This is a genomic window from Type-D symbiont of Plautia stali, assembly GCF_001485335.1.
Classification (GTDB): Bacteria; Pseudomonadota; Gammaproteobacteria; order Enterobacterales; family Enterobacteriaceae; genus Pantoea; species Pantoea vagans_C.
The window spans coordinates 1-22,084 of record NZ_BBOC01000026.1 but is presented as its reverse complement, the minus strand read 5'-3'; the positions used below and the strand labels follow the sequence as shown (position 1 = coordinate 22,084).

Here is a 22,084-nt window from a genome sequence, read left to right as displayed (position 1 = left end):
AGATTTGCCGTTGATCTTGTACCTCTCCAACACTCTTTAATAGGTACTTTATGCAGCGTCTCTCTCTCAGCGCCATGGGTCTCGGAATTAAGCTGTCTGTATTGACGTCTTTAAGCGTGGCGATTGTGCTGTTGACCTTGACCCTCACCCTGAGCCATAACGCCGCGCGTCAACTGGAGCAGCTGGCCACCGATGACATGCAAAATCAGGTGCTGGGCATTAATGAAATGGCCACCATGTTTAACGCCACACTGTCAGAGGAAGTGGCGAATTACACCAAACTGTTCCAGAGTTTCCTGCCCAAGCGCTTTAGCCGTGATGAAAACGCGCGTATTCAAGTGGGCGAGTTCAGCACCCCCACCCTGCGCGCTGGGCTGAAAACCCTCAATCTCGATCAAATTGCCGTGGATGATTTTCTGGAACGCACAGGCGCGGTGACGACCATTTTTGTGCGCGATGGCGAAGATTACATCCGTGTCGCCACATCTTTGAAAAAGGAGGATGGCAATCGCGCAGTGGGCACCAAGCTGGATCGCAGCAGTGCCGCGTGGCGCAGTATTAATCAGGGGCAGGTGTATCGTGGACTGGCGACATTATTTGGTCATCGCTACATCACCCAGTATCAACCGGTGCAGGATGAGAGCGGTGCAGTGATCGCCATCCTGTTCGTTGGGGTGCAAATCGATGCGCAGTATGCGCTGATGCGCGACAAAGTGCTGGCACGCCATCTGGGCGACAGCGGCAGCTTCTTTGTGCTGAACGGTGCACCAGGCAGTGCACAAGGGCAATATCTGTTTGACCGTCAGGCAGAGGGCAAATTGCCGCGCTGGGATAGAGCCGTGCAACAGCAGCTGTTAACCCAGCCAAAAGGGTTGCTGAGTATTGAACTGGAAGGTGAAACCAAACTGCTGGCGTGGCAACAGCTGCCAGGCTGGAACTGGATTATTGCCGGAGAGGTCAGTCGTGCCAGTTTGCTCGCGCCTATCACGCAAAGCCGCAACCTGTTCATTGTCATTGGTCTGGTGTTGGTGATCGCTTTCGCCGTCGGCTTTATGTGGTACAGCCGTCGTGCTATTACGCGTCCGCTACAGCAGGTGATTCATCTGGCCGAGCAATACGCTGCGGGTAATTTACAGGCGCATCTCGACTCCTCGCGCCGCGATGAAGTGGGCCAACTGGTGGCGGCGATTAATGGCATTGGCGACGGGCTGGAAAAAGTGGTCAGCCAGGTGCGCAGTGCCGCCCGCGATATCAGCCACGGCACCGATACCATCGCCGCCAGCAGTTCCAGCATCAGCGAGCAGATTGGTCGCCAGGCCAGCAGCGTAGAGGAAACCTCGGCCAGCATGGAGCAGTTTGGTGCGACCGTGGCGCAAACCGCGGCGAACGTGCGTCAGGCACTGGCACTGGTGGGTGAAGCAGCCAGCACTGTCGATCAGGGTGGGGCCACCGTGGCGCGTTCCGTGGAGACCATGTCTGAGATTCGTGTCGCATCACAAAGCATCGCAGATATCACGCACGTCATTGAATCCATAGCTTTCCAGACCAATATCCTGGCGCTCAACGCCGCTGTTGAAGCCGCACGCGCCGGAGAACATGGCAAAGGTTTTGCGGTGGTCGCCGCCGAAGTTCGGGCACTGGCCCAACGCAGCGCCACGGCCGCAAAAGAGATCGATACTTTGATTGCGACCTCCATCAACAAAGTCGCGGCGGGACACACGCTGTCAGAGCAAACACGTGACGCCATGCAGCACATCGTCAGCCATATTGAGCAGGTGAAAGCGTTGATGGGGGAAATCAATATTGCTGCACAAGAGCAGGCGGCGGGCATTGGTCAGGTCAATCTGGCGATGAACCATATTGGTCAAGCCACGCACCAGAGCAGCGATATGATCACCCAATCCGAGACCACTGCGCATACGCTGAATCAACAAGGTCGCCATCTGACACAGTTGGTGAGTCTTTTTCATTTGAAGGACTGATATGAAAAGGGAAGATGGCATAAACTTGAGCCATCTTCCTCTTTCTGGAGTGTGTTATGCGTCGCCTTTTACTGGCAGTGTGTCTGGTGCTGAGTGGCTGTTCCGCTTTCAAAACCACACCCAAAGCACCGCCGCCGCCCACCAGCCACGCGCAGGAAATCACCCGCGCACAAAGTTACGGCTTGCGTAAGCTCGGCAATATCACCGTCACTACACGTGGCTCGCCAGATGATGCCCAACGAGCACTGGCCGCGCGCGCCAATCAGGCTGGAGCGGTGTACTACCAAATCCTGATGCTTGATGAAACCACCGTGCCTGGTTTTTGGTACGGTACTGCGATTCTCTTTGGCGCCCCATCAACGGGCACTGGCTCGCAGCAGTAAGCGGCTGCAGAGATCGTCACTCAGTCCGCGTCGGCCACGCATATCCAGATGCTGGCCGCACCAACTATCGGCGAGTGGCGGTTCTGCCACTTTGAGCAAAATGGCTGCGCTCGCGAGCTGCAATAACGTTTGGGTCACTTCGCGCGCAACCCCCTCTCGGACATGGGGCAACTGCAACCGAAGTTGACGCCAGCGGCGATCAAAATGACGGTTGATCCCTTTCACCGCATCGAACTCATCATCCAGCATAGTTAACACATCCGCATGCCGCCCCAGCACACGCATCACATCCAGGCACATCACATTGCCTGAGCCCTCCCAAATGCTGTTCACCGGCATTTCACGGTAGAGACGCGGCAGTTCGCTCTCTTCGCAATAGCCGATGCCTCCCAACACCTCCATGGCTTCCGCCACAAAGGGGATGCCCGCCTTGCAGATGCCAAATTTGGCGGCAGGGGTAAACAGCCGTGCATATAAACGTTCATGCTCACTGGCGGGGGTTGACCAGGCGCGTGCCAGACGCAGCAGCAGTGCAGTTTGCCCTTCCAATTGCAGCGCCTGCTGCGCCAGCACGCTGCGCATCAACGGTTGGTCACTGAGGTTTTTACCCATCACCTGGCGCTGCTGTGCGTGGTACAAGGCAATGGATAAGGCGCGGCGCATCTGCCCATGGCTGCCCAGCGCACAGTCAAATCGCGTCATGCCGCCCATTTTCAGGATCAGCCGCACCCCCTCACCCTCTTCGCCCATCAACCAGCCAATGGCATCCTGAAACTCGACTTCGGCGCTGGCGTTGGAACGGTTTCCCAGCTTCTCTTTTAATCGCTCGATGCGGATCGCATTTCGCATGCCATCCGGCAGCAGTCGTGGCAAAAAGAAACAGCTCAGCCCTTGCGCTGTCTGCGCCAGGATCAGGTGTGCATCACTTTGTGGCACCGAGAAGAACCATTTATGCCCGGTGATACGATAAGGCTCGCCAGGCCCACGCACACCAAGCGGTTCAGCACGTGTCGTGTTGCTCAACACATCGGTGCCGCCCTGTTTTTCTGTCATCCCCATACCGATCAACAGACCGCGCTTTTTATTGCCCGCCACGTGATGGGCGTCATAGCGATCGCTGAGCAGGGCGTCGTGCCAGTCGGCATAGGGCTGCGGCAAATAATTTTGTAGTAGCGGGATGGCGGCATGCGTCATGGTGACCGGACAAAGCGATCCGGCTTCAACCTGAGCATGCAAAATGAAGCGAGCCGCGCGCGCCACCATGGCATTGGGCTGTACGTCAGGTTGCCAGCTGAGATTGTGCAGGCGGCTGGCGCAAAGTCCTTGCATCAGCAAATGCCAGGCGGGATGAAAACGCACTTCATCAAGCCGCTCACCACGGGCATCGTAACGGAGCAGTTCGGGCGGGTACGCATTAGCCAGTCGGCCTAATTCGAGAGATTCAGCGCTGCCAAGTTGCAGCCCAACGGAGGCGAGCCATTCGCGATCCCAGCCTGCGCCTTCGCGGGTTACGGCCTCACAGAGCGCAATATCATGGGTAAACAGGTTACTGTTACTGAGTGGCGGTGGTTGATTGAAAACGTTGTGGGTGGTCCAAGGCATAATATTGCATCCCCCTCATTGAACGCATGGTTCAAGTATGAGGGTGATGCACAGTTATGCCTGGTACAAAAACACTTTTGCGGCGAGGATCACGCCAGGCGCTGACGCACCGCTTCGAACAAGCACACGCCAGTGGCAACAGATACGTTCAATGATGAGACGCTGCCTGCCATAGGAATGCTGATCAGTTCATCGCAGTGTTCACGCGTCAGACGGCGCATCCCTTCCCCTTCCGCGCCCATCACCAGCGCCATGGGGCCGGTCATTTTGCTTTGATACACCGTATGATCGGCTTCACCTGCCGTACCGACCACCCAAATGTTGTATTCCTGCAGCAAGCGCAGGGTACGTGCCAGATTAGTGACGCGAATCAACGGCACGTTTTCTGCCGCGCCGCTGGCCACTTTTTTCGCCGTCGCGTTCAGCGGTGCAGCACGGTCTTTCGGAACGATGACGGCGTGTACGCCAGCCGCGTCTGCGCTACGCAGACACGCACCGAGGTTGTGTGGATCGGTAACGCCGTCCAGCACCAGTAAAAACGGTTTATCAAGACTTTGCAGCAGATCCGGCAGATCGCCTTCCTGATAGTTTTTCCCCTGCTTCACCCGCGCCACAATCCCCTGGTGGACACCGCCTTCAACCTGGCTGTCCAGCCATTGGCGGTTAGCGACCTGAATCACGATCCCCTGAGCTTCCAGTGCGGCAATCAGCGGCTGCAGGCGACGATCGTCACGGCCTTTGAGAATAAAGACTTCCTGGAAACGCTGAGGATCACGTTCCAGCAGTGCCTGCACGGAATGAATACCAAAAATTATTTCGCTCATTACTTTGCTCAAGGTTGGATGTATATCGTTGAATAATCGTGTGTAGCGGCGCGAATCATTGCGCAATAAATTGCGCCGCTACGAATATGAGCTGCCGTTAATGGCAGCTTCATCAGGCTTCGCTGGATTTTTTCGTCGCACGCTTTGCCTTAGTGGCGGCGGCGATTTTACGGGTTTTCTCTGAGACTTTTTTGCCTTTTTTCTCGGTTTTAGCCGGTTTTTCAGCTGTCACAGACTTTTTCTTCTCGCCCCGGAATGCAGCATCAGGCTCAAAAGTGCCCTTCTTGCCCGCATCACGACGGCGCTTAGCCGGCGGCTTACCGCCACGCTTCTCACGCTCACGTTCGGTTTTACCTTCGCCGCGCGGCACGCGCTTGCTGGAGATCAGCGCGAAATCAATTTTACGCTCATCCATATGCACCGCATCCACGCGAACTTCCACCGCATCGCCAAGGCGATAAGTGCGGCCACCCGATTCGCCAATCAGGCGCTGGCCGATAGGATCGAAGCGGTAGTAATCGTTATCCAGCGTAGACACATGCACCAGACCATCGATAAACAGATCGTTGAGGCGGACGAAGAAGCCAAAACCGGTGACACTGGAGATCACACCGTTAAAGACATTGCCTACCTGATCCTGCATGAAGTCACATTTCAGCCAGTCAGCAACATCGCGCGTGGCTTCATCGGCACGACGTTCGGTCATTGAACAGTGCTGGCCGAGTTGCAACATCTGCTGCATATCGTAGTGATAACCACCGGTCGGCGTGGTGTTCCCGGTCAGGGTACCCTGCTCTTTCGCCAGCAGGTACTTAATGGCGCGATGCAGTAACAAGTCCGGATAACGACGAATCGGCGAGGTGAAGTGCGCATAAGACTGCAGTGCCAGACCAAAGTGGCCACGGTTTTCCGGATCGTACACCGCTTGCTTCATCGAACGCAGCAGCATGGTTTGCAGCATTTCCGCATCAGGGCGATCGGCCACCTGCTTCAGCAAATCGGCATAATCGATAGGCTGCGGTTTTGCACCACCAGGCAGGCTCAAGCCCAGCTCATTCAACACGGTACGGAAGCTTTTGATGCTGTCTTCGGTTGGACGATCGTGATCGCGGAACAGCGAAGGTTCCTGGTTCTTTTCAACGAAGCGTGCAGACGCGATATTCGCGAGGATCATGCACTCTTCGATCAGCTTATGGGCATCATTGCGCACGGTGCGTTCAACACGCTCAATACGACGTTCCGCATTGAAAATAAACTTGGCTTCTTCGGTTTCGAAGGAGATACCACCACGTTGCTCACGTGCCGTTTCCAGCACTTCATACATGTCATGCAGTTCTTCCAGGTGCTTAACCTGAGAAGCATACTGCTCACGCAGCTCCTGATTACCCTGCAGAATGCTCCACACTTTGTTGTAGGTCAGACGCGCGTGGGAGTTCATCACCGCTTCGTAGTGCTTGTAACCGGTCAGTTTGCCGCTGGAAGAGATGGTCATCTCACACACCATGCACAACCGATCCACCTGTGGGTTCAATGAGCAAAGGCCGTTTGAGAGGATCTCTGGCAGCATCGGTACCACCTGCGATGGGAAGTACACGGAGGTACCACGCTGATGCGCTTCGGTATCCAGTGCCGTGCCCGGACGCACGTAATAACTCACATCTGCAATCGCGACCCAGAGACGCCAGCCGCCACCGCGTTTTTTCTCGCAATATACTGCATCATCAAAGTCACGTGCGTCTTCACCATCGATAGTAACCAACGGCAGTTCACGCAGGTCCACGCGGCCTTTTTTGGCGGCTTCCGGTACCTCTTCCTTCAGCTTCGAAATCTCTTTCTCTACTTCTTCTGGCCAGGTGTGCGGAATTTCATGGGTGCGCAGCGCCATATCCACGGCCAGCCCGGTTCCCATGTTATCACCGAGAATTTCGGTAACCTTACCGATAGCCTTGCTGCGGCGGGTTGAGCGCTGGACGATCTCGACCACCACCACCGAACCCATGCGCGCATTGAGGGTGTCTTCTTGTGGAATAAGGATGTCAAAGCTCAGACGGCTATCATCCGGCACCACAAAGCCTGTACCGGCATCGGTGAAGTAGCGGCCAACAATCTGGCTGTTACGCGGTTCCAGCACACGCACGACGCGCGCCTCACGACGCCCTTTACGATCGGCACTTCCCGGCTGCGCCAGGATCACATCACCGTGCAGGCAGAACTTCATCTGCTCAGCCGACAGGTAGAAATCATCTTTTTGGCCTTCAACCCGCAAGAAACCATAGCCATCACGATGACCAATGACTTTCCCACGCAGTAAATCAAGGCGTTCTGGCAGGGCGTAACACTGACGACGGGTAAACACCAACTGGCCATCGCGCTCCATGGCGCGCAGACGACGACGCAGCGCTTCGAGCTGCTCTTCGCTGGTGATCTTCAATTCCTGAGCGATTTCATCGCGGTTAGCCGGCTTTTCGCGCTTCTCTAACAGCGCCAGAATGAATTCGCGGCTGGGAATGGGGTTGTCGTACTTTTCTGCTTCTCTATCCTGAAAAGGATCTTTTGACATTACGGTTCCTCCGATGTCATTTAATTTGGATTGCCACCGGCGGTTCGGACAATAAAATTTGGTACAGGCCGTCGTTGTCTCTGACAAGATCGGCCAGGGTATAGTTATCCAGTTCCTTGAGGAATAACTGGACCGCGTCATACAACGCCTTACGTAGGCGACAGGCTGGTGTGATGGCACACTCTTCACAGTTTACCAGCTGCAAAGGCTCCATTTTTCTCACCACCTGACCAATCACGATCTTTTCCGGGTCCATGCCTAAACGAATTCCGCCGTTTTTGCCGCGCGTCGCAGCAACGTAGCCGGCCCGGCTCAGTTGGTTGATGATTTTAACCATATGGTTACGCGACACCCCGTAGGTATCGGTGACTTCAGTAATGTTGGTCTGCTTACCTTCGGGTAGCGTCGCCATGTAAATCAGCGCACGCAGACCATAATCAGTGAAACTCGTTAGCTGCACATACACCTCAGTGAATCATCGATTGTTATGGTTATGCGCCGGTCGGCGTGGTGTTTAAGTATGATGATAAACCAGAGCGTGGAGGCCGGTGCGTTTTTTTCAGGCAAGTGTCGATATTTGCACGAAAAAGAGAGTGAGCGGAGTCAAAGAACGGATGAAGTAAGGCCGGACAATGTCCGGCCTGAGGAGAACCTGAAGGATTATGCGTCGAACGGGTCGCGCAGAATCATGGTCTCGCTGCGGTCCGGGCCAGTTGAAATAATATCAATCGGTACACCGGTCACTTCTTCTACACGCTTGATGTAGTCACGTGCTGCCTGTGGCAGGCCTTCCAGCGTTTTCACACCAAAGGTGGTTTCGCTCCAGCCTGGCATGGTTTCGTAGATTGGCTCAATACCTTCCCAGCCTTCAGCAGCCAGTGGTGTGGTGGTCATTTCGCGGCCATCTGGCATACGATACGCCACACAGATTTTCACTTCTTTCAAGCCATCCAGCACGTCCAGTTTGGTCATGCAGAAACCTGAAAGGGAGTTGATCTGCACTGCGCGACGCACGGCAACCGCATCCAACCAACCAGTGCGACGACGACGACCCGTGGTGGCGCCAAACTCGTGGCCCTGTGCACACAGGAATTCACCAGTTTCATCAAACAGCTCGGTTGGGAATGGACCCGCACCGACGCGCGTTGAGTAAGCTTTAACAATACCCAGCACGTAATCAACGTAACGCGGACCGATACCCGAACCCGTCGCCACGCCACCTGCAGTGGTGTTAGACGAAGTCACGTACGGATAGGTACCGTGGTCAATATCCAGCAGCGTACCCTGCGCACCTTCGAACATGATCAGGTCGCCACGCTTGCGCGCACCGTCCAGCAGTTCAGAGACGTCAACCACCATGCTGGTCAGAACGTCGGCCACGGCCAACGTATCGCTCAGCACTTTCTCGTAGTCTACTGCGTCAGTTTTGTAGTAGTTAACCAGCTGGAAGTTGTAGAAATCGACGATTTCTTTCAGCTTAACGGCGAAGGTTTCTTTGTTGAAGAGATCGCTGACACGCAGACCGCGGCGAGCCACTTTGTCTTCATAAGCTGGGCCGATACCACGACCGGTTGTACCGATAGCTTTAGCACCACGCGCTTTTTCGCGCGCAACGTCCATCGCGACATGGTATTGCAGAATCAGTGGACATGCTTCAGAGATCAGCAGACGTTCACGTACCGGCACACCGCGCTCTTCCAGACCTTTCATCTCTTTCATCAGCGCTTCAGGTGACAGCACAACACCATTACCAATGATGCTGGTCACGTTATCACGCAGAATGCCAGAGGGAATTAAGTGGAGGACGGTTTTTTCACCGTTGATGACAAGTGTATGGCCTGCATTGTGGCCACCCTGGTAACGCACAACGTAATTCGCGCGTTCAGTCAGAAGGTCTACGATCTTACCTTTACCTTCGTCACCCCATTGGGTGCCCAGTACGACGACGTTCTTACCCATTTTTTCAAAACCACCGATTGCTTAAAAATGGATTCTACCATCGGTTTTTGTCTCTTTCAGCACTTTTAGCATACGATTGCGCTGTTTTTTGCCTGCGTTTTGATCAACTCACAAGATGTTGGGTAAACAACGCGGGACAGACACCATTTAGCTGTGAAATAGCGCACAAATTTACTTATCAGGCACTCGCGTGGGCGCTCAGCATGTAGTAGATCACCACCCCCGCAACCACCAGGCCGCCGCCAAAACGATGCAGGATACGATCGGGCAATTGTGCCATGGACAGAATCATACGGCGCCAGATTCGCGGCAAAAACATCGGCCCCAGCCCTTCCAGCACCAAAACTAACGCCAGCGCCATCCAGATGGTTGTGTTCATTCTATTTTTCCAAAAAAAAGGCCGACAACATTGTCGGCCTCAAGGTTATATCAGTTCTTAACGCGTGGCGTTAGTGGGCGCCTTCATATAACGGAAGAAATCGCTATCTGGGCTTAACACCATTACATCCTGATTGTCAGAGAAGCTGTTCTCGTAAGCACGTAAGCTACGGATAAAGGCATAGAAATCAGGATCCTGACCAAATGCATCCGCAAACAGCTTCGCCGCCTGCGCATCACCTTCACCGCGAGAGATCAAAGCCTGACGCTGCGCTTCAGCCAGAGTACGAGTCACCTGGTAATCGGCCTGGGCACGCAGTTTCTCCGCTTCTTCCTGACCCTGTGAACGCTGGCTACGCGCCACTGCTTCACGTTCAGCACGCATACGGTTGTAGATCGCATCCGAGACTTCTGCTGGCAGGTTGATCTGCTTGATGCGCACATCCACCACCTGAATACCCAGTGCCGCCATACTGTTTGGATTTGGCGCTGGCTCGCTGCTGTTGGTTTCACGCTCTACACGGGCTGCTGCATTGGCGATGGCATCATCCGCTGCTGGCGTCTGAACTTCATCGTCATTGCCTGCAGTACCGGTATTCAGCGCATCACGTACATCTGTAGTCAGTCGGCCACGTGAATCAGTAACAATATCCTTCACATCCAGACGACCCATTTCAGAACGCAGACGGTCACTGAACTTACGTTTCAGCAGGACTTCCGCCTGAGAAACATCACCACCACCGGTTGCCAGGTAGTAACGACTGAAGTCACTGATACGCCATTTGATATACGAATCAACGATCAGGTCTTTCTTCTCTTTGGTGACAAAGCGATCGGCTTGGTTATCCATGGTCTGGATACGTGCATCAAGAGATTTCACGGTTTCGATGAAAGGAATCTTGAAGTGCAGACCCGGCGCATACACCTGCGGTTTGTTCTCGCTATCACGCAGAACTTTACCGAAGCGCAGCACGATACCGCGCTCGCCTTCCTGCACTACAAACAGTGAGGCATACAGCGCCACCAGTACGACAATAATTACAGCAATAATTGGCTTACGCATCGATTACTCCCTCCCTGCGCGCTGGGTATCGTTGCGTAACGCATTGGCGCGACGCTGGTCCATGATGCTGCTCGGACTGTATGAAGAAGTCTCTTCGTTGCTGGCTGAACTGTCAGACGACGGGAACTTCATCAAATTGGTGGTCTTCTGACCGCCCTGGTTGCCAGACGTCTGGCCACCACGCATCAGTTGATCCAGCGGCAGAACCATCAGGCTGTTACCACGATCGTTAACCAACACTTTGCGAGTATGGCTCAGCACGCGCTCCATGCTCTCGATGTACAGGCGCTCTTTAGTGATTTGCGGAGCAGCCTTGTATTCAGGCAGCAACAACGCAAAGCGCGCCACTTCACCCTGTGCTTCTAACACAGTACGCTCTTTGTAAGCGCGGGCTTCTTCAAGAATACGCTGTGCCTGACCGTTCGCACGTGGCTGCACTTCATTCGAATAGGCTTCGGCTTCACGCACGTACTGCTCACGGTTTTCACGTGCAGCGATGGCATCGTCAAACGACGCTTTGACTTCTTCCGGTGGACGAGCCGCCTGGAAGTTGACGTCGAGTAACGTAATACCCATGTTGTAAGGACGAATGGTTTCGTCCAGTTCACGCTGGGTCTCGCTACGCACCACGGTACGACCTTCGGTTAAGATGCGGTCCATGGTTGAACGGCCAATGACGCCGCGCAATGCGCTGTCGGTGGCCTGACGCAGACTGTCGTCGGCGCTGGTCACGGCATACAGATAACGCTCAGGATCGGTGACGCGGTACTGTACGTTCATTTCAACGCGCACCACGTTTTCGTCTGAGGTCAACATCACACCAGAGGCTGCCAGTTCACGTACCGCTTCAACGTTCACGGCACGGACCTGATCGATAAAGGTGGGCTTCCAGTTGAGGCCCGGCTCGACCAGATGGCTGAATTTGCCGAAGCGCGTAACAACGCCACGTTCCGCTTCTTTAATGGTGTAGAAACCGCTGGCAGCCCAGATGACCACAGCTGCGACGGCTACAATGCCAACCAGTTTGCCACCGCTACCGCCGCCACGTTGGCCATTGTTGTCACTCTGTTTGCCACCGCCCAGTCCGCCGAGTTTTTTACTCAGCTTACGGAAGATATCATCCAGATCAGGGGGCCCCTGATCGCGCCCTCCCTTATTTCCCCCAGAGTTGCCGCCTTGATTATTGCTGCTTCCCCACGGGTCGCGGTCCTGTCCGTTATTTCCGGGCTGATTCCACGCCATGTCTCTACTCCATTTATGATAATAACGTTTTACCCTACTGCGTGTACCCAAAGAAAACACACGTGATTCAGGTAAATTCGATTGGGCAATATCAAACAATATAGCTGGCGAGCGATGGCTCTTGTTTGCATAAACGACGCCAGTCAACAATTGGCATTCGCACATGCAACCCTACACAACCATCATCTTCATTCCATTCTTTCTCAATCGCCTGCAACTGATAGAAGCGGCTGCGCAAACGGCCTGCTTCCGGCGGCAGACGTAAATCATACTGCGCGATTTCACCGGCTAAACGCTCAGAAAGCGCCTGCCAGAGTAAGGGTAGCCCTTCTCCGCTCTGCGCAGAGAGCCAAACACGCGTTGGTTTATTCTCTTCGTCGCGATCAATACGCGGGACAAATCCCTCCAGCATATCGATCTTATTCATCACCAGCAGTGTGGGGATTTCATCGGATTCGATTTCTGCCAGCACTTCATTTACGGCTTCAATATTATCGTTAACGCGTAAATCAGCCGCGTCGATCACATGCAGTAACAGCGTCGCCTGACGCGTCTCTTGCAGCGTGGCTTTAAAGGCCGCCACTAAATCATGCGGCAGGTGACGAATAAATCCGACCGTATCCGCTAATACCACTTCACCCACGTCCGCCACGTTCAGACGACGTAACGTCGGATCGAGTGTGGCAAACAGCTGGTCCGCCGCGTAGACATTGGCAGAGGTGACTGCGTTAAACAGAGTAGATTTGCCGGCGTTGGTATACCCCACCAGCGAGACAGTCGGCACATCCGCTTTGGCACGCGCTTGTCGGCCCTGCTCGCGCTGCTTCTCTACACGCTCAAGGCGGGAAAGGATGAGGCTGATGCGGTTACGTAACAAACGGCGGTCCGTTTCCAGCTGAGTTTCACCTGGACCACGCAGACCAATACCGCCTTTCTGGCGCTCAAGGTGCGTCCATCCACGCACCAAACGGGTTGCCATATGGCGTAGCTGTGCCAGCTCGACCTGTAACTTACCCTCGTGGGTACGGGCGCGCTGAGCAAAAATATCAAGAATTAAGCCGGTGCGATCAACAACACGACATTCGCACACACGCTCGAGATTACGTTCTTGGGCAGGCGATAAGGCATGATCGAATAAAACGACCGATGCTCCACTCGCTTTCACCGCATCGGCAATTTCAACTGCCTTTCCTTCACCGACAAAATATTTGGGATGTGGCGCTTTGCGACTGCCAGTAATCACTTGCAGCGCTTCGACGCCCGCAGAAGAGACAAGAGTTTCAAACTCCTGCAAATCTTCCAGCTCTTTGTCTTGGGAGAACCAGATGTGTACCAGTACGGCCTGCTCACCGGCATCATAACGGTCAAACAAGCTATAACCTCGCTAAAATAAAATAACCAGGACGGGAAAACGTTATCGCTCCCCAGCCCTGGCTTTACGGCAGCGCAAAATTATTCTGCGTTATCGCCGTCTTGTTGTGGCTGCGACTGAGCGCCCTGGTTGCTTCCGCTATGGTGGTAATTACTGCTACCACCGCCACCGCCCGGGGTGTTGCTATGGTGCGAAACCGGACGAGAAGGAACCACTGTAGAGATGGCGTGCTTATACACCATCTGGCTAACCGTGTTTTTCAACAGAATGACGAACTGATCAAAGGATTCAATTTGCCCTTGCAGCTTAATACCATTCACCAAATAGATCGAAACCGGTACACGTTCACGACGCAAAGCGTTCAAAAACGGGTCTTGTAATGATTGCCCCTTAGCCATTCTATCTTTTCCTTATATGCTTGTTGTTTGTTACTTTAAGAACCGTGGTTCAGAAAAACTGCGTAAAAATTTGCGCACGATAACGGACCAATTGTACACAATCATCCCTGCTTCGCACTAACAACCTGAAGCACCGCATTACGCGCTAATTCTGGCTCGTCACTGTCTAACCAGTGGACTTCAGGCCAGCCACGTAACCAGGTCATCTGGCGTTTCGCGAGCTGCCGGGTCGCGCAAATTCCCCGATAAACCATTTCGTCGTAATCGATTTCACCAGAAAGATAAGACCACATCTGGCGATAACCCACACAACGAATGGAAGGCATGTCCGTATGCAAATCACCTCGTGCAAACAGTTCACGAGCCTCCGCTTCAAATCCTGACGCTAGCATCTGGTCGTAACGCAACGCAATGCGTTGATGTAGCAGTTCACGACTCGCCGGAGCGATAGCAAACTGGTACACGTCGTAGGGTAACGCTTCACCGGACGTTTTTGTCAGTTCCGTTAAAGTTTTACCCGAAATAAAAAACTTCCAGTGCTCGCGAAAGTCTCTGCGGATCATTCGGATGAATACGACTACCGGCGACCGGATCGATTTCACACAGCTGGCGGTGCAGGGCATCCCACCCTTTCTCCGCCGCCATTTGCTCTATCCGCTGACGCACGTCCGGATCGGCCGAGGGCAACGGCGACAATCCTTCAAGCAACGCCTTGAAGTAGAGCATGGTTCCACCAACAAGCAGCGGAATCTTACCTTTTTGGGTAATCTCCGCCATTTCTGCCAGCGCATCGCGACGAAACTCAGCAGCAGAATAAGCTTCTGCCGGGTCGCGAATGTCCAGCAAACGATGGGGCGCCAGTGCTAACTCCTCTGCCGACGGTTTCGCCGTGCCAATATCCATCCCACGATAGATTAAGGCAGAGTCAACGCTGATAAGTTCCACTGGAAGTTGCTGACGCAGCGAAATCGCTAACGCCGTCTTTCCGGAAGCGGTGGGCCCCATCAAAAAAATAGCCTTTGGCCGGCCAGCCTGGTTTAGTTCACTCATGCTTCAACGCGTTAATCGCGCTCTCAATCTCAATGGCCTGTAACAGACCTGAAGGCGGCGACTTAAGCAGTTGCGGGCAAAGCCGTTCAAGCTCAGCCAGCAGTGCAATCGCCTGCGAGTGATTCCAGTGAGCCGTTTCGGCATCGTCACGTCTTGCCAGCCATTGGGCCAGCGAGGATGCAGAAACCCCTTGCTGCCGGGCGAGATAGCCTAACAGGTCTGGAATCAAGATTTGTAAATTTTGTGTGCGTAACGGTAAAGGGACGGCGCGCAGGGTCACATGTTGACCTTCCCGTTGTAAATCAATGCCCATCAGGGTTAATAACGCGGCTTGGGCATCAATGACGGGTAACTCTTCTTTGGCAATTTTCAGCCTCACTGGGATCAATAGAGGCTGAGGTTTCAGCCCTTGCTCTCCAGGTTGTAACTGGGCCTGTTTTAGCCAGCGTGAGGCAACGCTCAACGACAGTAACTGTAACTGGTTACCCCGCTCCAGCAGCGCATAGCGCTCCTGCATCACGCTCAATACGCGGCCAAAACTTTGCGCATGAGCAGCCAGTGGCGCTTCCTGCACTTCAGGCTGGCGTACCGGTGCCGGTTGCGGTGCAGCAGCACCAGGCATTTCCACCACCGGGGTTTTCATCAACTGCTGATAGGCGGCACCTTCACGCGCACGATAAACCGGCTCTTTATTCTGCCAGTTAGCGCCTGCTGCTGCGCCACCACTCTGACGTGGCGCGCGGGCAGGCTGTGCAAAATGATTCGCACCAGCCGACTGCCGATTCTCTGGCTGCCACTGTGGTGCGGGTTCTTCAGCCTGAGCAATGGGTAGCTCCGCCGTGCGGCTCGCCTGCAGTGCGCTCATCACCCCTTGCCAGATAAAATCATGGACCAGGCGCGACTGGTGAAAGCGCACTTCATGCTTGGCAGGATGGACATTCACATCCACCTGGTGAGGATCAATTTCCAGATACAGTACGTAAGCGGGCTGCTGATCGTCACCGAGTTGCGTTTGATAGGCCTGGCGAATCGCGTGATTAATCAGTTTGTCGCGCATCATGCGGCCATTGACGTAGCAATACTGTAGATCGGTGACCTGGCGCGACCCCGCGGGATCGGCAACCCATCCTTTTAATGCTAAATCGTCATGCTGCCACTCAATACGCAGTGCATGCTGAATAAAGGTGGTGCCACAGATAGCACCCAACCGGCGCTCTCGCTGCGCATCCTGATCCACCGCGCGATACTGGCGCACCAGCTTGCCGTTGTGCGTCAGGGAAATCGCCACGTCAAAACGAGCCAGCGCAATGCGACGTATCACTTCATCAATATGCGTAAACTCGGTTTTTTCCGTACGCATAAACTTGCGCCGGGCCGGCGTGTTGTAGAACAAATCGAGGACTTCAAGCGAGGTGCCCACCGGATGCGCCGCCGGTTTGACCGTGACATCCATATCGCGCCCTTCAGCATAGGCTTGCCATGCTTCGTTTTGCTCGGCGGTACGCGAGGTGAGTGTTAATCGTGAAACTGAGCTGATACTGGCGAGGGCTTCTCCGCGAAAACCGAGGCTGATAATTGCCTCAAGGTCATCGAGTGAGGATATTTTACTGGTGGCGTGACGCGCCAGCGCCATCGCCAACTCGGCTTTCGCAATACCGCAGCCGTTGTCACGGATACGAATCAGCTTCGCACCGCCTTTTTCGATATCCACGTCGATGCGCGTCGCACCGGCATCAAGGCTGTTTTCCACCAGCTCTTTTACAACCGATGCAGGACGCTCAACCACTTCGCCTGCGGCAATCTGGTTCGCGAGTTGCGGTGGTAAAATCTGTATTGGCATGGTGGTGATCCTTGTAGCGGGCTGGCTCCTCAGAGCCAGCAATCAGGATTGCGGAATCTTTAAGTTTTGCCCCAGCATCACATTGCTCGACTTCATATTATTGGCCTGCATGATAGCTTTCGGGCTAACGCCATAATGGGCGGCGATCCCCGTGAGCGAATCACCGCGAACCACTTTGTGTCGCGTTGGGCGGCTGGCGGCGGTAACGCTGACGCCCGACTTGGCCGGTACTTTAAGACGCTGACCCACCCAAACCACATCGCGTTTTAGATTGTTGAGATCGCGCAGTGTCGCCATGTTGACACCATACTTGGCTGCAATGCCAGAAAGCGTTTCGCCACGCGTCACCGTATGACGCTGTGTTGCGCCCGTGTATTGCACCGTGCCGGTCGCCGGGTTGCTGGCGACGCTAACCGCTGGTGCGCTGTCCAGCGGCCGGTTTTCCTCCTTTGGGACCGATTGCAGCGGATGCGCGAGGAAATAGTTGCGCAGTCCTTTATAAATCGACTGAGCAATCTTTTCCTGATACGCGCTACTGCCGAGCAGCCGCTCCTCCGCTGCGTTACTGATAAAGCCAGTCTCAACCAGTAAAGAAGGGATGTCAGGGGAACGCAACACACCAAGGCTGGCATGTTCCGGTAAACGTTTATGCAATGGTGTCACACCGCGCAGCTGCTGTAACACTTTCACTGCGACGTCATATCCTACGCGCTGAGAATGACCAAATTGCAGATCCAGCACCGCCTGGCTCAGGTAAGGATCGGCCTGGCTATTCGCCAGTAAGTCACCGGCACCACCCAGCAATTCAGACTGCTTCTCTTTCTGTTCCAGCCAGTTAGCCATTTCATTGTTAGCACGACGGTTCGACAGCACCCAAACCGATGCGCCCGTGGCGGAATGGTTTGGCGCAGCATCGGCGTGGATAGAGACCAGCAGGTTGGCATTCTCTTTACGCGCTACGTCGGAACGGCCCATCACCGAAATAAAGTAGTCGCCGTTACGTGTCAGAACCGGCTTAAACATCGGGTCCTGATCCATCAGCGCTTTCAGTTTACGCGCAATGGCGATGGTGACGTTTTTCTCGTGTAAACCGTGTTGGCCCGTAGCGCCGGGATCCTGGCCGCCGTGACCGGCATCAATGGCGACGATCACCTGTTCATTGCGCGTCACCGCACCACCAGGACGTACCGTCGTGTTGCTGCTCGAGACTGTCGTCACCGGATTGGCATTAAACGGGTTGCCCTGACTGCTGCTTTCACTCTGACGTGCGGTTGTGACTGGCGCAGCGGCTGCGCTACGACGCGCAGGTTGTGTGCCTTTGATGGTGAACACCACGCGGTATTGATTGCCGTCACGCTGGGTGGTTGCACGTGTTTTGGCCGCCTGCGTCAGTTCAAACACCAGACGAATACTCTGTTTGTCTTTTGGCTGGCTGTTGCGAATGCGCTGGACGATGTTTTCACCGCTGAAATTGAGCGGCAGTCCTTTAATCGAGCCGCTCTGGCGAATATCCAACACCACGCGATTTGGGTTGTGCAGAGAGAAAAAACCGTACACCGGCTGACCGTTAAAGCTCAGTGTCACCGTCGCCTGGCTGTCACCGTTCTCAACTTTGATATCAGACAGCGTGGCCGACAGCGCAGAAGCTGAAAAAAGACAGACCGCGGCCAATATGATGCCTTTCATCCATGAAATCATGCCTGCTCCCTGCCGTGCTGAAATTGCTGCAAGAGTGTCTCACCCAGCGCAGAAACGGCATTCAGTTCCGCTTCACGCGCCGTATCCACATAGCGTAGCGTCAGCGCCAGATCGGGTTCCGGCAATACACCGGTTCCCTGTTGCGGCCATTCCACCAGACATAGTGCATCGCCGCCGAAATAGTCGCGGATGCCCATAAATTCCAGTTCTTCAGGATCGGCAAGACGATAAAGATCGAAGTGGTACAGCGTGCGGTCACCCAGTTCATAGGGTTCGACTAATGTGTAAGTCGGGCTTTTAACATTGCCCTGATGGCCCAGCGCCTGCAGGAAACCACGGCTAAAGGTGGTCTTTCCCGCACCCAGATCGCCATAGAGATAGATGACCACCGCGCTGCTGCAAACGCGAGCCAGTTGCGCACCCAGATCAAGGGTTGCCGCCTCATCGGGCAAAGAAATAACACAGGTCTTCATGCTTTATTATTGAATCATCTCTGGATTAACAAACTGCCACAGCAGTTCGAACAAATCAGTGGCCAACATGCCTCGCGTTCCGCGCTGCTGGGCAACCGCATCTGCCGTTGCACCGTGCGCAACACAGCCCGCGCAGGCTGCCTCAAGTAAAGTCAGTTTCTGGCCCAGCAGGGCAGCGATGATACCGCTCAGCACATCGCCCATGCCGCCTGACGCCATACCCGCATTGCCCACATCCGCGATAGCCAAGTCATCGGCCGTGCTGGCAATAATCGTCCCCGCGCCTTTTAGCACCACCACGCCACCATAGCGTTTCGCCAGGGTCTGCGCAGCGTGTAGGCGGTCACGCTCAATTTCACTGGTTTTCACCCCCAGCAAGCGCGCCGCTTCGCCGGGATGCGGAGTAATGATGCGATTCTGACGGTAATCCTGATTGATTGCCAGCAGGTTAAGCGCATCTGCATCCCAAAGCATTGGCTTTTCACTGGCCGCAACCTTCATCAATGCTTTCTGCGCCCAGTCACGCTGTCCAAGGCCTGGGCCAATCGCGATGGCGTCCGCCCACGTCAGGGCCTGCTCCAGCGCTTCCTCGCAAAGGGCATCGACCATTAACTCGGGTCGAGCAGTAAGAATCGGGCCGATATTATCTTCATGGGTGAGTACGCGCACAAGCCCTGCCCCCGAGCGCAGCGCGGCTTCACCGGTCATACGAATAGCACCGGCCGTGCCTTTATCACCGCCAATCACCAGCAGCCGGCCATGGTCGCCTTTATGCGAAGTGGCGCGGCGCGGTTTGAGCCAACGCACCAAATCCTGAGCATCGTAGCGAACAACAGGTGCCGTCTCGCCAGCCAGAAAAGCACCTAAGCCCAGATTGTCACAGTGCAGCCGCCCCACGACATCGCGCGCTTTACCGGTCAACTGACCGGGTTTAAGGGCAATCATGCTGAGAGTATGGTCGGCTACGATGGCACTTCCTGGCGTTGCGCCGTTAGCAGCATCCAGACCCGACGGAACATCAATCGCCAACACGGGAGCGCCATGGGCATTAGCCAAATCGATCAGGTCAGCATAGGGCGAGGCTGGCGGACGATTGATTCCGGTACCCAGTAACGCATCCACGATCAAATCAACCGTTTCCGGCCAGGCAACGGTGGCAGCATGGATCACCCCGCCCGCCTCAAGCCAGGCTTGCTGAGCAAGCTGTGCTTCTTCCGGTAAGGGATTGCGACCCTCGCAGGCCAGCAGCGTGACGTTGAGCCCGGCCGCCTGCGCCAGTCGAGCCACCACATATCCATCGCCGCCGTTATTGCCGTGGCCGCAAAGAATCAACCAGTGCTGCGTTTGCGGCCACCGCGCACGCGCCAGTTCATAACTTGCTTGTCCGGCACGCTGCATCAATTCATAGAGCGTTAAGCCCAGGCTATCCGCAGCATCACGTTCCAATTGCCTCATCGCCTGCGCAGGCCAGACAGAGTGTGTTAAACTGCACGAGTTTGCTTCAATTGCCTGGTTTCTCATGTCATACCCTCTCGATCTTCATCAGCTTGCCCAACAGATAAAACAGTGGGGGCGCGAACTCGGCTTTCAGCAGGTTGGTATTTGCGATACCGATCTCAGCGCGGAAGAGCCCAAACTACAGGAATGGCTAGAGAAGCAGTATCACGGAGAGATGGACTGGATGGCGCGTCATGGCATGATGCGCGCGCGTCCGCATGAACTGCTGCCCGGCACACTGCGGGTGATCAGCGTCCGCATGAACTATTTGCCAGCCAAGGCTGCTTTCGCCACAACACTGAAAAATCCACAGCTGGGCTATGTTAGCCGCTATGCGCTGGGCCGCGATTATCACAAAGTATTGCGCAATCGCCTGAAAAAGCTTGGAGAAATGATCCAGGCGCACTGTGGTGAACTTAATTTTCGGCCGTTTGTTGATTCAGCCCCCATCCTCGAACGCCCGATCGCCGCAAAAGCAGGTTTGGGTTGGACCGGCAAACACTCATTGATTCTCAACCGTGAAGCGGGTTCCTGGTTCTTTCTTGGCGAACTGTTGATTGACCTGCCGTTGCCGGTCGATCAGCCCCAGGAAGAGCAGTGCGGCCGCTGCGTGGCCTGCATCACCATCTGCCCGACATCCGCTATCGTTGAACCCTATGTGGTGGATGCCCGGCGCTGTATCTCTTATCTCACCATTGAATTGGAAGGCGCGATCCCTGAAGAGTTCCGCCCGCTAATTGGCAACCGCATCTACGGTTGTGACGATTGCCAGTTGATCTGCCCGTGGAATCGTTATGGTCAGTTGACAGATGAGGATGATTTTTCACCCCGTGCCGTATTACACGCGCCGCCGTTGGTGGAACTCTTTGCCTGGGATGAGGCGAAATTCCTGCGCATCACAGAAGGCTCCGCCATTCGTCGTATCGGCCATTTACGCTGGCTGCGTAATATCGCGGTGGCGCTGGGCAATGCGCCATGGGCAGACGAAAATCTGGCCGTGTTGCAAATGCGCAAAGGCGAACATCCGCTGCTTGACGAGCATATTGACTGGGCTATCGCGCAGCAGTTACAAAAGCGGGCCGCAGAGGCCGTGGATGTGCAGCCTGCGAAGAAACTGCGACTGGTGCGTGCGGTCGAGAAAGGCTTACCCCGTGATGCGTGATTAACCAAACGCGCAGGATAAAATCCTTTTCCACATGCTGTGAATAAAATTATAAAGCCGATTAGTGATGGGGATGGTTATATCTTCTGGTAAGACTATTCACAGACTGAAATACCTGTAATCCATTTAAAAACAAAAGGTTATCTGATTACTGTAAACAATTACGTAGAGAATAGCGCGCAGGGGCTTGTCCAGAGCTTGTGGATAACTCTGTTCAAAACAGTTTTGCAGATAGGGTAAAACGCCGTCAGTACGTTGCAGGCGCATTGTGGATAACCTGTAAGATAACTGCAACAGACTACAGGCATCGTTGGTGCTAAAGCGGTGCGCAAAATTTCCAGAAACAAAACCACGCCGCATAAGATCGATGAAGACTGCAGCAGTTTTATGTCTGATGACGCCCGAGAGCAAATAACATTAATGAATATGAAAATTTGGAGCGGGAAACGAGACTCGAACTCGCGACCCCGACCTTGGCAAGGTCGTGCTCTACCAACTGAGCTATTCCCGCATAATCTTCGTATTTTAGTTCGCACCTGCGTTGGCTGCCTTTACTCACCCAGGTCACTTACTGATGTAAGCTCCCAGGGATTCGTTCAGT

Annotated in this window: 17 protein-coding genes, 1 tRNA gene and 1 pseudogene; 3 read left to right on the top strand and 16 right to left on the bottom strand. The window is 54.6% G+C overall.

Features of this window, described 5'->3' with window-relative positions; all coding sequences use genetic code 11:
- Positions 1–50 precede the first annotated feature (50 nt).
- A complete protein-coding gene (locus PSSD_RS10365) occupies positions 51–1,982 on the top strand; it encodes a methyl-accepting chemotaxis protein (protein ID WP_058971265.1) in 1,932 nt (643 codons plus the stop codon).
- 56 nt (positions 1,983–2,038) lie between these two features.
- Positions 2,039–2,365 carry a biofilm peroxide resistance protein BsmA gene (bsmA, locus tag PSSD_RS10360; RefSeq protein WP_058971262.1) on the top strand — a complete coding sequence of 109 codons (327 nt, stop codon included), beginning with the start codon at positions 2,039–2,041 and terminating at the stop codon, positions 2,363–2,365.
- Here bsmA and PSSD_RS10355 read toward each other — a convergent pair.
- The 15 genes and pseudogenes from PSSD_RS10355 to nnr form a co-directional block, all read right to left on the bottom strand.
- A complete protein-coding gene (locus PSSD_RS10355; RefSeq protein WP_058971259.1) occupies positions 2,339–3,967 on the bottom strand; it encodes an isovaleryl-CoA dehydrogenase in 1,629 nt (542 codons plus the stop codon). The genes bsmA and PSSD_RS10355 overlap by 27 nt on opposite strands.
- 89 nt (positions 3,968–4,056) lie before the next feature.
- Positions 4,057–4,791, bottom strand: a complete 735-nt coding sequence (rlmB, locus tag PSSD_RS10350) for a 23S rRNA (guanosine(2251)-2'-O)-methyltransferase RlmB (RefSeq protein WP_039331523.1) — start codon at positions 4,789–4,791, stop codon at positions 4,057–4,059.
- Positions 4,792–4,903: 112 nt separating this feature from the next.
- A complete protein-coding gene (gene rnr / locus PSSD_RS10345; protein ID WP_058971256.1) occupies positions 4,904–7,351 on the bottom strand; it encodes a ribonuclease R in 2,448 nt (815 codons plus the stop codon).
- A 16-nt stretch (positions 7,352–7,367) separates the two neighbouring features.
- Positions 7,368–7,811, bottom strand: a complete 444-nt coding sequence (nsrR, locus tag PSSD_RS10340; protein ID WP_039331591.1) for a nitric oxide-sensing transcriptional repressor NsrR — start codon at positions 7,809–7,811, stop codon at positions 7,368–7,370.
- A 200-nt stretch (positions 7,812–8,011) separates the two neighbouring features.
- Entirely contained in the window at positions 8,012–9,310 is a 1,299-nt protein-coding gene (locus PSSD_RS10335) for an adenylosuccinate synthase (RefSeq protein WP_058971253.1), read from the bottom strand.
- Between the two features lie 178 nt (positions 9,311–9,488).
- Positions 9,489–9,689: a DUF2065 domain-containing protein gene (locus PSSD_RS10330; protein WP_039331529.1), complete on the bottom strand. Its 201-nt coding sequence runs from the start codon at positions 9,687–9,689 to the stop codon at positions 9,489–9,491.
- Between the two features lie 57 nt (positions 9,690–9,746).
- Complete coding sequence (gene hflC / locus PSSD_RS10325) at positions 9,747–10,751, bottom strand: protease modulator HflC (protein WP_039331532.1); 1,005 nt, start codon at positions 10,749–10,751, stop codon at positions 9,747–9,749.
- 3 nt (positions 10,752–10,754) lie between these two features.
- Entirely contained in the window at positions 10,755–11,993 is a 1,239-nt protein-coding gene (gene hflK, locus PSSD_RS10320; RefSeq protein ID WP_039331534.1) for an FtsH protease activity modulator HflK, read from the bottom strand.
- A gap of 91 nt (positions 11,994–12,084) precedes the next feature.
- Positions 12,085–13,365 (bottom strand): ribosome rescue GTPase HflX, encoded by a 1,281-nt coding sequence (gene hflX, locus PSSD_RS10315; protein WP_039331536.1) that lies wholly within the window; start codon positions 13,363–13,365, stop codon positions 12,085–12,087.
- 80 nt (positions 13,366–13,445) lie between these two features.
- A complete protein-coding gene (hfq, locus tag PSSD_RS10310) occupies positions 13,446–13,763 on the bottom strand; it encodes an RNA chaperone Hfq (RefSeq protein ID WP_039331538.1) in 318 nt (105 codons plus the stop codon).
- Between the two features lie 101 nt (positions 13,764–13,864).
- Positions 13,865–14,813 (bottom strand): annotated as a pseudogene (gene miaA, locus PSSD_RS10305) (tRNA (adenosine(37)-N6)-dimethylallyltransferase MiaA).
- Positions 14,806–16,653 (bottom strand): DNA mismatch repair endonuclease MutL, encoded by a 1,848-nt coding sequence (mutL, locus tag PSSD_RS10300; RefSeq protein WP_058971250.1) that lies wholly within the window; start codon positions 16,651–16,653, stop codon positions 14,806–14,808. The pseudogene miaA and the gene mutL overlap by 8 nt, the downstream one beginning before the upstream one ends.
- Positions 16,654–16,695: 42 nt before the next feature.
- Positions 16,696–18,351, bottom strand: coding sequence for an N-acetylmuramoyl-L-alanine amidase AmiB (gene amiB, locus PSSD_RS10295; RefSeq protein ID WP_058971248.1), 1,656 nt, complete (start codon positions 18,349–18,351; stop codon positions 16,696–16,698).
- Positions 18,348–18,824, bottom strand: coding sequence for a tRNA (adenosine(37)-N6)-threonylcarbamoyltransferase complex ATPase subunit type 1 TsaE (tsaE, locus tag PSSD_RS10290; RefSeq protein WP_058971245.1), 477 nt, complete (start codon positions 18,822–18,824; stop codon positions 18,348–18,350). The genes amiB and tsaE overlap by 4 nt, the downstream gene beginning before the upstream one ends.
- A 6-nt stretch (positions 18,825–18,830) precedes the next feature.
- Complete coding sequence (nnr, locus tag PSSD_RS10285) at positions 18,831–20,345, bottom strand: bifunctional ADP-dependent NAD(P)H-hydrate dehydratase/NAD(P)H-hydrate epimerase (RefSeq protein ID WP_072214969.1); 1,515 nt, start codon at positions 20,343–20,345, stop codon at positions 18,831–18,833.
- Between nnr and queG the strand changes: the two genes are divergently transcribed.
- Entirely contained in the window at positions 20,344–21,483 is a 1,140-nt protein-coding gene (gene queG, locus PSSD_RS10280; RefSeq protein WP_058971242.1) for a tRNA epoxyqueuosine(34) reductase QueG, read from the top strand. The two genes, nnr and queG, sit on opposite strands and share 2 nt — an antisense overlap.
- 435 nt (positions 21,484–21,918) lie before the next feature.
- Here the strand turns inward: queG and PSSD_RS10275 are convergent.
- Positions 21,919–21,994, bottom strand: a tRNA-Gly gene (locus tag PSSD_RS10275).
- Between the last annotated feature and the right edge of the window lie 90 nt (positions 21,995–22,084).

Excerpts from the sequence above, each read along its gene's own strand:
- hfq (WP_039331538.1), bottom strand. The coding sequence starts at position 13,763 with ATGGCTAAGGGGCAATCATTACAAGACCCGTTTTTGAACGCTTTGCGT.
- bsmA (WP_058971262.1), top strand. The coding sequence starts at position 2,039 with ATGCGTCGCCTTTTACTGGCAGTGTGTCTGGTGCTGAGTGGCTGTTCC.
- PSSD_RS10355 (WP_058971259.1), bottom strand. The coding sequence starts at position 3,967 with ATGCCTTGGACCACCCACAACGTTTTCAATCAACCACCGCCACTCAGT.
- queG (WP_058971242.1), top strand. The coding sequence starts at position 20,344 with ATGTCATACCCTCTCGATCTTCATCAGCTTGCCCAACAGATAAAACAG.
- mutL (WP_058971250.1), bottom strand. The coding sequence starts at position 16,653 with ATGCCAATACAGATTTTACCACCGCAACTCGCGAACCAGATTGCCGCA.
- nnr (WP_072214969.1), bottom strand. The coding sequence starts at position 20,345 with ATGAGAAACCAGGCAATTGAAGCAAACTCGTGCAGTTTAACACACTCT.
- PSSD_RS10330 (WP_039331529.1), bottom strand. The coding sequence starts at position 9,689 with ATGAACACAACCATCTGGATGGCGCTGGCGTTAGTTTTGGTGCTGGAA.
- PSSD_RS10335 (WP_058971253.1), bottom strand. The coding sequence starts at position 9,310 with ATGGGTAAGAACGTCGTCGTACTGGGCACCCAATGGGGTGACGAAGGT.
- hflC (WP_039331532.1), bottom strand. The coding sequence starts at position 10,751 with ATGCGTAAGCCAATTATTGCTGTAATTATTGTCGTACTGGTGGCGCTG.
- PSSD_RS10365 (WP_058971265.1), top strand. The coding sequence starts at position 51 with ATGCAGCGTCTCTCTCTCAGCGCCATGGGTCTCGGAATTAAGCTGTCT.
- hflK (WP_039331534.1), bottom strand. The coding sequence starts at position 11,993 with ATGGCGTGGAATCAGCCCGGAAATAACGGACAGGACCGCGACCCGTGG.
- rlmB (WP_039331523.1), bottom strand. The coding sequence starts at position 4,791 with ATGAGCGAAATAATTTTTGGTATTCATTCCGTGCAGGCACTGCTGGAA.
- tsaE (WP_058971245.1), bottom strand. The coding sequence starts at position 18,824 with ATGAAGACCTGTGTTATTTCTTTGCCCGATGAGGCGGCAACCCTTGAT.
- amiB (WP_058971248.1), bottom strand. The coding sequence starts at position 18,351 with ATGATTTCATGGATGAAAGGCATCATATTGGCCGCGGTCTGTCTTTTT.
- rnr (WP_058971256.1), bottom strand. The coding sequence starts at position 7,351 with ATGTCAAAAGATCCTTTTCAGGATAGAGAAGCAGAAAAGTACGACAAC.